The sequence below is a fragment of the Bacillus cereus genome (genome assembly GCF_025917685.1).
In the GTDB taxonomy this organism is placed as follows: Bacteria; Bacillota; Bacilli; order Bacillales; family Bacillaceae_G; genus Bacillus_A; species Bacillus_A cereus_AT.
On the sequence record NZ_CP089518.1, the window covers coordinates 1,401,884 to 1,413,838 of the forward strand.

The following is an 11,955-nucleotide window of genomic DNA, read 5'->3' on the forward strand; positions in this document are numbered from 1 at the left end:
GGCTTTTCTATATATAGAAGAGGAGCGGACGTAATGAAACGTAAATATGGTGACGGTTCTTCGTGGAAGCGACTAATAGAGAAGGATTATAGGGTTAAGCAAGTAGAAGAGGGAATGTTAGGAATACTAGACATAAAAAAGGTGAGAGAGCCTAGTTATAAAGAGTACAATAGTAAAGAACTTTGCATTGCAGGTGATGGGTATACATGGATTCAATATTTTATAAACGGGAAAAACTTTGCAATTACAGCTATGTTAGACGATCAAAAAAAATTAGTGCAATATTATATCGATGTGACGAAAGAATTTAAAGTAGACGATCGTGGTTTACCTTATTTTGATGATTTATATTTAGATGTAGTGTTATTACCGAATGGTAAAATGTATGTATTGGATGAAGATGAGCTAGAGAATGCTTATAAAAGTGGCGATGTTACAAAAGAAGAGTATGAGTTAGCTTGGTACACTACGAAATGTATCATAGCTACAATAAAAAAGAGTGAATTTTATTGGATTTCAATATTGGAAGAAGAAATCAAAAAGTTAAAATGATTGTTGTATTCAAATTTTTGTATAATTACCAAAAAAATCTATACAAAAAATAATTGACTTTTGTTTTGTAAGCGAGTAAAGTTAGGGAAGAAATTATTATTAAAAAATAAATATGAAACCTTCTTATAAAGAGAGGCGGAGGGACTGGCCCTACGATGCCTCGGCAGCGGACTCGATTTTAGAGTGCTGTGCCAAATCCAGCAAGCATGTGCTTGAAAGATGAGAAGAGCGTTTCTTATAGATGTATAAGACCTCTTCTCGTTGGAAGAGGTCTTTTGTTATTCATTAGAAAAAAGGTTGAAACTAGGGAGAGATGGTACTTTGAAAGAAACGAGAGGAAATGGTTTAGCTTTATTACCACTTGGTATATTTTTGGCGCTATTTATTGGTTCTGGAATTATTACAGGTGATTTCTATAAATTGCCGATACTTATAGCAATCTCAATTGCTGTAGGAGTCGCTTTAGCGATGAATCACAAAGAAAGCTTTAATGTGAAAGTGGAGCGATTCGCTAAAGGTGCAGGAAATCCGGATATTATGATTATGGTATTAATTTTTGTTCTTGCAGGTGCTTTTTCTGAAACAGCTAAAGGAATGGGCGGAGTTGATTCTACAGTTAACTTAGCGTTATCTATTTTGCCGCAAGGATTTATCGTAGCTGGAATTTTTATTATCGGGGCATTTATTTCATTAGCGATGGGAACTTCAATGGGAACAATTGCAGCGTTAGCACCAATTGCTGTAGGTATTAGTGGGCAAACTGATATCTCAATTGCACTTGCGATGGCTACTGTTGTTGGCGGAGCGATGTTTGGTGATAATTTATCATTTATTTCAGATACAACAATCGCAGCTGTTCGTTCACAAGGAACAGAAATGAAAGATAAGTTTAAAACAAATTTTTTAATTGTATTACCAGCGGCTATTATTACAATTGTTCTATTAGTAATAATTACTTTAGGAAGTGATACACAAGTTAAAGCACATAGTTTTGACTGGATAAAGATTTTACCATATGCAGGAGTACTTATTACAGCGTTACTTGGTTGGAATGTACTTATTGTGTTAACTGGTGGAACTGTATTATCTGGTGCTATCGGTCTTATAGATGGAAGTTACACGTTAGAAAGTTTCTTTAAAAGTGTAACGACTGGAATGGGCGGTATGATGGAGTTAGTATTACTTGCTATATTAATCGGTGGTATGGTTGAACTGATCCAATATAATGGTGGTATTCAATATTTAATGAATCTTTTAACACGTAACATTCGTTCGAAAAAAGGAGCAGAGTTCGGTATTGCTGGTTTAGTGAGTATGACGAATATGTGTACAGCGAATAATACGATTTCAATTATTTTTACTGGTCCTCTTGCGAAGAACATTGCGGATCAATATGAAATTGATCCACGTAAATCAGCGAGTGTATTAGATCTTTTCTCATGTTGTGTGCAAGGATTAATTCCGTATGGTGCTCAAATGTTAACTGCGGCAGGGTTTGCCGCGTTATCTCCAATTGAATTGTTACCATACGCATTTTATCCAATTTTGGTTGGAGTATGTGGAATTATTTCTATATTAATTGGTTTCCCGAGGTTTTCTAAAGTGGCGGAAAAGAAAAAGTATCATAAAACAGCATAATTAAATATGGATGTTATTCGTAGTAACAGAAGCCGTACAGAGAATATTCTCTGTACGGCTTTTTATGCGTGATAAAAGAGGGAATTATCCTATCCTACCTTATGTTTTTACAAAAGGCTGAATTGAACTCAGTCTTAAGTCTGAGTTCAAAACGGTTCTTAAGCTCGTTATGGAAAAAAGAAAAAATAGTTAAGATAAGAGTATCAAATCGAAGGGAGGCAAGCACAAGATGAAACAATTTCTAGCGTTTATCGCAGCCGGTATTTTGGCTTTAATTGCTCTTGGTAGTCTTGCTGGTATTGTAGGATTCGCCATTGGAGCAGGAGTTGTGTACTGGAGCTATAAATCATTTGTGCGAGCTAAATCATTCTTTGGGAAGTTAGCTTGGGGTATTGTTGGTTTAATCGGTTTGTCCATTGCACTTTCTCATTCCCCAGCATTAATCGGTATCGCAGCATTAGTAGTCTTATACTACGGATACCGTGAGTGGAAGAAAGAAAAAAATGTAGTTGTTGATTCTGCTCCAGAAAGTTCTAAACCATATAGCAACTTTGAAGATGAGTGGAACAAGTTAATGAAAAACTAATATAAAATAAATCAAATTATAAAGTAGAAGAGAGGAAGATTTATAATGAAACAATCTTTATTCGGACGTGTACGCGATGCAATTTTAGCTGATTTTCATAACGTGTTAGATGAGAAAGAAAGAAAAAATCCAATTGCTATGTTAAACCAATATTTACGCGATAGTGAGCGTGAAATAACAAAAATTGAGAAGTTAATTCAGCGTCATAAAACATTAAAATCTAACTTCGCTCGTGAACTTGAGCAAGCACGTTATTTCGTTAATAAAAGATCAAAGCAAGCTATCATCGCACAAGAAGCAGGCGAATTACAATTGCATGAACGTGCATTAGAAGAAGTAGCGTATTATGAAGGGCAAGTAACTCGCTTAGAAGAAATGTATGCTGGTGTTGTAGAGCAAATTGATGAGTTAGAGCGTCGTCTTTCAGAAATGAAAAATAAATTAAAAGAAATGAACGCAAAGCGTATGGAATTAATGGCACGTGAAAATATGGCGCATGCAAACCGCCGTATGAATACTGCTATTCATAAAATGGATGAAAATAATCCGTTCTTACGATTCGAAGAGATTGAAGATCACATTCGTGACTTAGAGCTTCGTATAAATGAAGAGCATGAGCGTGATACATTTGATATGAAAATTGCAAAACTTGAGCGTGAAATGAAAGAGAAAAATGAAGTATCGTTAACGAAAGAAGTAACAAAATAATTGTAGTATATAATAAAACAGGCTTATGATATAGTGATAGAAGAAAAGGTGTTGGAAAGCAATGCCTTTTCTTCTATGTATATGTGACAAAGAGGGGGGGAGCTGAAATGAAGAAGCACTTTTCAAAAACACAATTAATGGGGATGCTCCTCATCATATTTGGATTCGGTCTTTTTCTTGATATGATACTCGGACATTTTGAACCAGGTGGTCTAATTTTTGCATTTATTATGATTATGTTTGGAAGGCATTACCGAAAGAAAAATCGTTATGTAAGAGGGAATGTATTTTTATTTGTCGGTGGTATTGTATTCTTATTCTTCTTATTTTCATCAGCAGCATTCGTACTTGTTGTATTTGCTTGTTTAGCTTTAATTGGTTATCAACTTATTCAACAAGGACATCAGCAAAAAGCAATGAAAGTTGAAATTAAAGAAAAGGGATATATAGATGAAGAAAAACAAATATATCGTACAGAACCGTATATAAAAAATATGTTCGTAGGTAATGTACGAATGATGGATCATATTTATGAACTTGAGGATATTAATGTCCAATATGGTGCTTGTGATGTCGAGATTGATTTAACAACTGCGATGATTCCAGAGGGAGAAACGGTAATTGTTATTCGGGGAGTCGTTGGTAATATTCGTTTATATGTGCCATATGATATCGAACTGTCTTTAAATCATTCTGTTATTGTTGGGCGAGTGCTCTTGCCGGGACACGAAGAAACAGGATTTAACCGTAATGTTACGTTTAGAACAGAACAGTATAAAGAAGCTCCTCGCCGTATAAAAATTATTTCTTCGCTTGTCGTAGGCGATACGGAAGTGAGGAAAGTATAATGAAAAAACAAAAGAATATTTCGTGGATGTATATTCGTTATTCTATGTTGTCCTCTGTGAGTATCGCACTTATTTGTACAATTGTATATGTATGGAAAAGCGAACAACAAGTTTATGATTTACTATGGAAAGAATCCATTGCTTCTGTTCCAATTGGCTTGTTTATTATGAGTACTAGTCTTCTTATCGGAGGAATTGTAGGGTATGCAATCGGTTATTATATAGAGCAGCGTATACAAGGATTAAATACTTTTCTATTTGAAGTAGAACGAGGGAATTTTCCGAGTGATGTTTCGTTTACTGCGGATGATGAATTTCATGAAGTGGAACGAAAAGTAATCGTTCTGGCTCGTCGATTAGAGGAGCAAGCTGGGCTATTTCAAAAAGTAACAAATGAACGAGCCCATTGGAATGAAGAGATGAGACAAGAAGCGATTTCTCAAGAAAGGCATCGATTAGCGAGAGAGCTGCATGATTCTGTAAGTCAGCAGCTTTTTGCAATGTCGATGATGATGTCAGCTATTAATGAACAAGTAGCTGAAATTCCAGGCACGACGAAAAAACAGTTGCAGCTTGTTGAGAATATGGTTGTAAATGCACAATCAGAAATGAGAGCATTGCTCCTTCATTTACGCCCAGTGCAGTTAGAAGGTAAGAAACTAACAGAGGGTATAGAAGAATTATTAACAGAACTGTCTAGAAAGCAACATATGAAAATTGAATGGTTAATTGAACCAATTCAATTAAAAAAAGGTGTAGAAGATCATTTATTCCGTATTGTACAAGAGGCGTTGTCTAATACTTTACGGCATGCGAAGGCAAAGAAAACCGAAGTACGCCTACGTAAAATTGATCAATATGCGATTTTGAAAATTATTGATGATGGTGTTGGTTTTAAAGTTGGGGTTAATAAGGCAGGTTCATACGGCTTAAGATCAATGCAAGAGCGAGTTCATGAAATTGGTGGTACATTAAAAGTGCTTAGTTTTCCAAATAAAGGTACGCAAATAGAAGTGAAAGTACCGATTATGATTGAGAGAGGGGGAGAGTCATGATAAAAGTATTACTAGTTGATGACCATGAAATGGTTCGAATGGGTGTATCAGCATATTTATCAACACAGCCAGATATTGAAGTAGTTGGAGAAGCTGAAAATGGAAGAAAAGGTTCAGAGTTAGCACTGCAATTAAGACCGGATATTATTTTGATGGATCTTGTCATGGATGAGATGGACGGTGTTGAAGCAACACGTGCTATTATTCAGGAATGGCCAGAAGCGAAAATTGTGGTTGTAACGAGCTTTTTAGATGATGAGAAGTTGTATCCTGTTATTGAGGCGGGGGCGACAAGTTATTTATTAAAAACATCAAGAGCGAGTGATATAGCAGACGCTGTACGAGCTACTTATGATGGAGAAACGGTATTAGAGCCAAAAGTTACTGGCAAAATGATGTCTCGTATGCGTCAGAAGAAAGAACAACCTTTGCATGAGGAGTTAACAGAAAGAGAGTCTGAAATTTTGTTATTAATTGCAGAGGGGAAAAGTAATCAAGAGATTGCAGATGAGTTGTTTATTGCCCTCAAAACAGTAAAGACACATGTGAGTAATATATTAAATAAGCTAAATGTAAGTGACAGGACACAGGCGGTTATTTATGCGTTTAGACATCAATTGACGAAATAAGAAGGAGGCTTTGACTATATATGGTCAAAGCTTTTTGTTGACGCTTAACATTGTAAGCGTTATCATTATATTGTTAACAGTACATACAAAGGGGAGAGAGTGTATGTTAGTTCAAACGATATTTGGAATGGATGAAACGAAAAAATTAGGTAACTATGTGAATGCGTTGCAAGCACTTTGTGAACAATATGATATTGAAACAGATCGTATCGCAATTATCGAGGCGACAGAAGAATATTATTTATTTCTAGTAAAGCAAGAAGATTGCTATGATGTTGTAAAAGTAGAAACAGTGGATACGAATATTGATTACTATACGAAAGCTTATAAAGTGAGTAGCTTTAATCATACTTCTTATCAAATGTAAAAAAACTCCCAAAATGGGAGTTTTTTTTATGATGCTTTTGATTCAGGTGAATTATCCGTTAATGGTACAGTTTTTGCACCACTTAATTTTGCGATAGCAAAACCGATAATAGCCCCAACTAATGCTGGTACTAACCAGCCAATTCCTTCATTATACAATGGAATAAACTCAAAATAAGATGTGATAAATGAAACAGGAATATTCCCTTGTTTTAATCCGTCAAAAACGCTCACAATCGCTGTTCCGATTAAAGCACATACATAAACAGATCGATAGCCACCGAAATATTTATGAAGTAATGATAATAACACGAGTACAATTGCAACTGGATATACAACAAGTAAAATAGGAACAGAGATTGCGATAATTTTTGTTAAACCTAAGTTGGCAACTAATAATCCTAACAAGCAAATGACACTTGCTAACATTTTGTATGAAAATTTTGTCAATAATGTTGAGAAGTATTGACTGCATGCAGATACAAGTCCAACGCATGTTGTTAAGCAAGCGAGTGTAACGATAAGAGATAATAGAATTAGACCATATGGACCGAATAATTGTTGTACGATAACGGTAAGTAGCTGTCCCCCATTTTTTGCGTATCCGAGAGAGGCACTAGTTGTACCGAGCCAGCCAAGTGCACCATATACAAGTACGAGACCAGTAGCGGCAATAAGTCCTGCTTTTGCTGTTGCGATGGCAATTGATTTACGATCACTCACACCTTTTGAGCGAATTGCATTTACAACGATAATCCCAAATGCAAGTGCTGAAATGGTATCCATCGTTAAGTATCCTTCCATAAAACCTTTGAAAATTGGAGAAGTTTGATACTCTTGCATGGCTGGTCCAGATTGCCCGAGGGGTGTAAATACACTCTTAACGAATAATAAAAAAATAGAGAGTAATAAAATAGGTGTTAATACACTTCCGATACGATCGACGAGCTTAGAAGGGTTTAAACTAAGCCAAAATACGATAGAAAAGAAGATGACTGTGTATAAAAATAGCACTAGGCTGCTAGAGCGAATGGTTTCTGGTAAGAAAGAACTAACTCCCATTTCATAAGCGACATTAGCAACACGTGGAATGCCCATAGATGGACCAATTGCAATGTATACAACTACTGTAAAGAAAATTCCGAATAATGGGTGAACATGACTTGCAAGTTGCTGCATTCCATTTCCTGATAAAGAAATAGCGATAACAGTAAGTAACGGTAAACCAACTCCTGTTAGTAAAAAGCCAATCATCGCTGGCCAAAAGTTTTCACCAGCATTTTGTCCAAGCATTGGAGGGAAAATTAAATTTCCTGCCCCAAAAAATAAAGAAAATAGCATAAGGCCTGTGAAAAAAACATGTTTTTTTGATACAGTGTTCATTGTTTTTCCTCCTTTTTGTAAATTCATGGTAAGAACACAAAAAACTCGTCCCTAAAGAAAGGGACGAGTTATATTTACCCGCGATACCACCCTAATTTATACATGTAGAAATAAATCTATATGTATACGGCTTTGCAACGTACAACATGATACGTGTTCCTTGTAACGGGGGACATCCGGTAAGAACTTACTTCAGCATTCGGTTCTACTTCTCGGAGATGATTTTCGGTTAAGCACTGAACGTTGGCTTTCAGCAAATCGCCAACTCTCTGGGGAACAGTCCTATAACGTACTCGTTCTCGTCAATGAATTTTTATTCAAGTATTCTGACAGTATTTTCACATGTTTTTTTTAGAAAGTCAACATATTTTTTGGGAAATATATTTACCTGTAGAAATATAGCTGAGAATATAAGGTTGAATGCTGTTTGTAAAAATGCTGTAAAACATTATAGGGAATTGTAAAGTTTATGGAGAAAATCGATATTTATAGGAGTAAAGAAGGTATTGTTAGAATTTACAGAGAATAATACAACAATCCACTTGCTGGAAAGAACAAACCAAAAGAGGTGACTGAAATGCTTGCGATGGGAGTATTATTTGGCATTATTGCTATAATTGGTTTTATGTGGTTATATTATTCGCGTTCGTTTAAACAAGCAGAAGTTTTACTCTTTCAAAAAGGTAGTTTGTTGACAAATCAGTCTAGATATTTAGTATGTCCGAAGTGTGGAAGTGCACAGGCCAGGAGTGGAGGATATCAAGAGTGTTGCAAAATTAGATTATGAAAGAAGGAAGCCTCACATTATTTTGTGAGGCTTCCTTCCTTACAATTTCATGGCGCTCCAAATGGTCCAACGATCTCTTTCGATAATAGGAGAGACGTTTTGTAATGCTGTTTGGATATGAAGTAGAAGTTGAGAAAGTTCATGATCTGTTAATTCATATAGAATGGATCGTCCGGTTCGGGGAGATAGGTCTTGTAGCAATGCTTCTACAGAATTATGTGTTTTTCGTACTTCCCATTGTGTTTGTATGGGGGACGCTTGAAGAGAATATTGTTGTAATTCTTGCTGTATAGTAGTGGTTTTTGGTCTTCTTTTTGATTCTATTTCAATGAGTTTTGGAAATACAGAGAAAAAGTATCCACGAATGTGTTCAGGGCTTCCTGGAATTGTACAATCTTCAATAGTTCGGTCTTGTAAAATCAGTATACCGCCTTTTTTTAATATGCGAGAAGCCTCTCGTATAAAAATAGGGATATTTTGTAAGTGGTGAATGACGGCACGCGAAATGATAAGGTCGAATGTTTCGTTAGGGTATGGAATGTTGTGCGCATCACCGTGAATGAATGAAATGTTTGGGAAGCCGTTACAGTTTTCTTTTGCAGCTTGTAATATTTCTTTTGAAAAATCAAGCCCAACAACACTTTTGGCTCCCATAAGAGCAAGTTCTTTCGTATAAATGCCGCCACCACAACCTATATCAATTACTTGTTTATTTTGCACATCTACAATATTGTTTATTGTTTCCTGCCATGAAATATGTGCGTTACGACTTGCATACGTATACCTATTATTTGCATCATGAAAATTAATGGACATTGTAAAATCCTCCCTTCAGTGTATAGTATAGCTCATTCTATATAATGTAACGTTTTTGTTTTATGTATGAGGATTATAAGAATTTCTTATTGGAAAAGGAGAATTGATTTGAAAGGGAAATATTTAATTTTTTTATGTGTTATTTTACTCGCGTCGTGTGGTCAAGCCGAGCAAAAGAAAGAATCGAAACAAGTAGAGGAGACAGTGAATGAAGTGAAAGAACCATTACAAGTAATTGTTATACAAAAAGGTACAGAAGAAAAAAAATTAAAGAAAATGGATGCGGAGTTAGTGGTGGATATTATAAACAAAGCAGAAAAACAAGAAGTAACAGGTAGCTTTGGTGAACCAGAATATGAAATACAAATTAGTAGAGATGGGAAAATAGAAACGTATTATGCATGGTTAAGAGGAGAAGATCGACGGGGATGGATGCAATATAAAAAAGCTATGTATATGCTGAACGAAAAAGATACGGAAAAACTTTTGGCTATATTTCCAAAAATTCCAGAACAAAAAGAAGATGAGATGCAGGTAGGGCCTTTAACAGAAGTAACGAAAAAAGATTTGCAGATTACCGCGTTTCATATTAAAGCGGGTGATCAAAAAATGAATTATACAGTACGATATACGATTTCACAATCACTATATAATAAGTTAGCGAAGGAACAAGAATATTATTTGCAATTGATTTTCCCGGAAAAGGTTCAAAAAGTAATTGGAGCAAAAGAAAGTGAAATAATTTCAGCTGAAAAAGTAAAGGAAGGGTATAAACAGTATGAATTGAAGGTTACTGTTCCCATAAAAGATGCTTCAGAATCACAATTAAAAGCACTAGAAAGCTATTATGATAATTACGGTTTGCAAATATTAAATAGTAAGAAAGAAAAAGTAGGAGCATTTCGAAACATTATTCAAATTGTTAAAGAGTATGGTGAAAAAATGAATTTACAAAGATAAAGTGAAACTTTAATCAGTGGAGGGCATCCACTACTGATTATTAGCTTTTACTAATCGAGATAAATGTGAATCGTAAAGTCTATATAGATTTTCCTAGGAAATGATAAGAGAGGGGAAAGACTCCCCTCTCTATTACTTTGCTTTTGCAGATGGCTCACTCATTGATTTTCGTGTAATAAGAAAAGAAATCATAAGAGCGGAAAGAATGATAAGAGCAATAAATAAGTGATTTGGCAACCAATCTAATAATAATACGTAGTAGCTAACGGTATAAAAAATAAGAGTTGAAGCTAAAAACGATAGAGCACCTATCATAAGAGATTGTAATTTCATTTGTGCATGCCTCCTTTCATTTATATTTTTGGCTAAAAATGGATGAAATAAACATTATTTCTAGCAATAGAAAAAAATATGTCATAATAGAGAAAAGAATAAGTTTTGATGAGTGTATATGGCTCAGTAAATCGAGATAAAGGAGAGGGAAATGAAAAATAATAAAAAAGGATTATGGGGAGTTATCGTCGCAATAGGGTTGTTTTTACTATCAAAGTTAAAATGGATATTTGCGATTTTTAAGTTAGCAAAGTTTTCAACAGTATTTAGTATGTTCTTATCGCTTGGTGCATACGCAGTTATATATGGTTGGAAGTTTGGAGTAGCACTCGTTTATTTGTTGTTTGTTCATGAAATGGGGCATTTATGGGCAGCTAGAAGAAAAGGCATACCAACATCTCCAGCAATCTTCATACCATTTATGGGAGCTCTTATTGGGATGAAAGAGATGCCGAAAAATGCAAAAGATGAAGCTTACATTGCATATATGGGGCCTCTTTTCGGATTACTTTCATTTTTACCCGCAATCCCACTTTATATAATAACGAAAGAGCCGTTTTGGGCGCTTGTTATTTTACTTGGGAGTATGATTAATTTCTTTAACTTAATTCCAGTTTCTCCGTTAGATGGCGGGCGGATTATTTCAGTTGTAAGTACGAAAATTTGGGGAGCGGGGCTTGTTTTACTACTTGGATATTCTATTTACTTCAAAAGTATTTTGGGAGGTTTTATTTTTATTATCGGCTGTATGGAATTATATAGAGTAGTAAAGAGAGATGGGCCAATTAAGGAATTAGGATATAGAATTGATGGAATGAAAGAATATGTTGCAAGGCTTGAAGAGGAGTTAAAAGAAACTGGTGCAGTGCATCGAAATATATATTTGATGCAACATGAAATAAATGTATTAAGGCAAAAAGAAAGAGAGAAAGAATTAAAAACAGGAGAGCTTCAAAAGATTGAAGTGCTAGAGTATCTTTTACCAAAGTTTGAGCCGCTGGATTACGTCCCATATGAAGATGAAAAAGAAACACATACAATTCATATAAGAGAAGCATTTGAAATGTCGGAAAGAAAATTACAGGAATGGGATACAGAAAAGAGACAACAGGAAAACTATTATAAAGTGGATACGAAAACGAAATGGATGGTATTTGCTTGTTATATCGGATTAATGGCTATACTCGGTTACACAGCTTATGAAGGGTATATTGTTTTACAAGAACATTTGCCAAGGAGAAATGTATAGAAAAATATTGTCGAAATGATAGGAAGGATTTATACAGAAATTACA

General features: G+C 35.1%; 14 protein-coding genes, 1 riboswitch and 1 other annotated feature. Of the genes, 11 read left to right on the forward strand and 3 right to left on the reverse strand.

Translation table 11 applies throughout. From position 1 onward, the window contains the following. Window positions 1-33: 33 nt before the first annotated feature. From LUS72_RS07240 to LUS72_RS07275, 8 genes are all read left to right on the forward strand, one after another. Window positions 34-552, forward strand: a complete 519-nt coding sequence (locus LUS72_RS07240) for a ribonuclease FAU-1 family protein (RefSeq protein ID WP_097831773.1) — start codon at window positions 34-36, stop codon at window positions 550-552. Window positions 553-672: 120 nt separating this feature from the next. Beyond that, a riboswitch (SAM riboswitch) is annotated at window positions 673-778 on the forward strand. Window positions 779-873: 95 nt separating this feature from the next. Continuing rightward, on the forward strand, window positions 874-2,190 hold the full coding sequence (locus LUS72_RS07245; RefSeq protein ID WP_097831772.1) for a Na+/H+ antiporter NhaC family protein: 1,317 nt from the start codon (window positions 874-876) through the stop codon (window positions 2,188-2,190). Window positions 2,191-2,419: 229 nt separating this feature from the next. Further along, window positions 2,420-2,776, forward strand: coding sequence for a lmo0954 family membrane protein (locus tag LUS72_RS07250; protein ID WP_000808645.1), 357 nt, complete (start codon window positions 2,420-2,422; stop codon window positions 2,774-2,776). Between the two features lie 45 nt (window positions 2,777-2,821). Continuing rightward, entirely contained in the window at window positions 2,822-3,484 is a 663-nt protein-coding gene (locus tag LUS72_RS07255) for a PspA/IM30 family protein (protein WP_097831771.1), read from the forward strand. Between the two features lie 107 nt (window positions 3,485-3,591). Next, window positions 3,592-4,332, forward strand: a complete 741-nt coding sequence (liaF, locus tag LUS72_RS07260; RefSeq protein WP_000716083.1) for a cell wall-active antibiotics response protein LiaF — start codon at window positions 3,592-3,594, stop codon at window positions 4,330-4,332. Continuing rightward, the gene (locus LUS72_RS07265; protein WP_264448733.1) at window positions 4,332-5,387 is read left to right on the forward strand and encodes a sensor histidine kinase; all 1,056 of its coding nucleotides are present in this window, start codon (window positions 4,332-4,334) and stop codon (window positions 5,385-5,387) included. Before liaF ends, LUS72_RS07265 begins: the two co-directional genes overlap by 1 nt. Further along, on the forward strand, window positions 5,384-6,016 hold the full coding sequence (locus tag LUS72_RS07270) for a response regulator (RefSeq protein ID WP_000598709.1): 633 nt from the start codon (window positions 5,384-5,386) through the stop codon (window positions 6,014-6,016). The genes LUS72_RS07265 and LUS72_RS07270 overlap by 4 nt, the downstream gene beginning before the upstream one ends. A 10-nt stretch (window positions 6,017-6,026) precedes the next feature. After that, on the forward strand, window positions 6,027-6,383 hold the full coding sequence (locus LUS72_RS07275) for a DUF3992 domain-containing protein (protein WP_141533338.1): 357 nt from the start codon (window positions 6,027-6,029) through the stop codon (window positions 6,381-6,383). 26 nt (window positions 6,384-6,409) lie between these two features. Here the strand turns inward: LUS72_RS07275 and brnQ3 are convergent, their stop codons facing one another. Beyond that, window positions 6,410-7,765: a branched-chain amino acid transport system II carrier protein BrnQ3 gene (gene brnQ3, locus LUS72_RS07280; RefSeq protein WP_097831769.1), complete on the reverse strand. Its 1,356-nt coding sequence runs from the start codon at window positions 7,763-7,765 to the stop codon at window positions 6,410-6,412. 56 nt (window positions 7,766-7,821) lie between these two features. After that, window positions 7,822-8,080 (reverse strand) — a binding site (T-box leader). 262 nt (window positions 8,081-8,342) lie between these two features. Here brnQ3 and LUS72_RS07285 point away from each other — a divergent pair. Next, on the forward strand, window positions 8,343-8,552 hold the full coding sequence (locus tag LUS72_RS07285) for a hypothetical protein (protein ID WP_000880630.1): 210 nt from the start codon (window positions 8,343-8,345) through the stop codon (window positions 8,550-8,552). Window positions 8,553-8,591: 39 nt separating this feature from the next. Here the strand turns inward: LUS72_RS07285 and LUS72_RS07290 are convergent, their stop codons facing one another. Continuing rightward, window positions 8,592-9,368 carry a class I SAM-dependent methyltransferase gene (locus LUS72_RS07290; protein ID WP_264448734.1) on the reverse strand — a complete coding sequence of 259 codons (777 nt, stop codon included), beginning with the start codon at window positions 9,366-9,368 and terminating at the stop codon, window positions 8,592-8,594. Between the two features lie 108 nt (window positions 9,369-9,476). Here LUS72_RS07290 and LUS72_RS07295 point away from each other — a divergent pair, with 108 nt between their 5' ends. Beyond that, a complete protein-coding gene (locus LUS72_RS07295; protein ID WP_141533339.1) occupies window positions 9,477-10,328 on the forward strand; it encodes a YhfM domain-containing protein in 852 nt (283 codons plus the stop codon). A gap of 132 nt (window positions 10,329-10,460) precedes the next feature. Here LUS72_RS07295 and LUS72_RS07300 read toward each other — a convergent pair whose 3' ends face one another. Beyond that, the gene (locus LUS72_RS07300) at window positions 10,461-10,661 is read right to left on the reverse strand and encodes a hypothetical protein (protein WP_097831767.1); all 201 of its coding nucleotides are present in this window, start codon (window positions 10,659-10,661) and stop codon (window positions 10,461-10,463) included. 151 nt (window positions 10,662-10,812) lie between these two features. On the opposite strand from LUS72_RS07300, the gene LUS72_RS07305 reads away from it, so the two are divergent. Beyond that, the gene (locus LUS72_RS07305; protein ID WP_097831766.1) at window positions 10,813-11,910 is read left to right on the forward strand and encodes a site-2 protease family protein; all 1,098 of its coding nucleotides are present in this window, start codon (window positions 10,813-10,815) and stop codon (window positions 11,908-11,910) included. The last annotated feature ends 45 nt before the right edge of the window (window positions 11,911-11,955 follow it).

Excerpts from the sequence above, each read along its gene's own strand:
- LUS72_RS07285 (WP_000880630.1), top strand. The coding sequence starts at position 8,343 with ATGCTTGCGATGGGAGTATTATTTGGCATTATTGCTATAATTGGTTTT.
- LUS72_RS07265 (WP_264448733.1), top strand. The coding sequence starts at position 4,332 with ATGAAAAAACAAAAGAATATTTCGTGGATGTATATTCGTTATTCTATG.
- LUS72_RS07240 (WP_097831773.1), top strand. The coding sequence starts at position 34 with ATGAAACGTAAATATGGTGACGGTTCTTCGTGGAAGCGACTAATAGAG.
- LUS72_RS07250 (WP_000808645.1), top strand. The coding sequence starts at position 2,420 with ATGAAACAATTTCTAGCGTTTATCGCAGCCGGTATTTTGGCTTTAATT.
- LUS72_RS07300 (WP_097831767.1), bottom strand. The coding sequence starts at position 10,661 with ATGAAATTACAATCTCTTATGATAGGTGCTCTATCGTTTTTAGCTTCA.
- LUS72_RS07270 (WP_000598709.1), top strand. The coding sequence starts at position 5,384 with ATGATAAAAGTATTACTAGTTGATGACCATGAAATGGTTCGAATGGGT.
- brnQ3 (WP_097831769.1), bottom strand. The coding sequence starts at position 7,765 with ATGAACACTGTATCAAAAAAACATGTTTTTTTCACAGGCCTTATGCTA.
- LUS72_RS07305 (WP_097831766.1), top strand. The coding sequence starts at position 10,813 with ATGAAAAATAATAAAAAAGGATTATGGGGAGTTATCGTCGCAATAGGG.
- LUS72_RS07255 (WP_097831771.1), top strand. The coding sequence starts at position 2,822 with ATGAAACAATCTTTATTCGGACGTGTACGCGATGCAATTTTAGCTGAT.
- liaF (WP_000716083.1), top strand. The coding sequence starts at position 3,592 with ATGAAGAAGCACTTTTCAAAAACACAATTAATGGGGATGCTCCTCATC.
- LUS72_RS07290 (WP_264448734.1), bottom strand. The coding sequence starts at position 9,368 with ATGTCCATTAATTTTCATGATGCAAATAATAGGTATACGTATGCAAGT.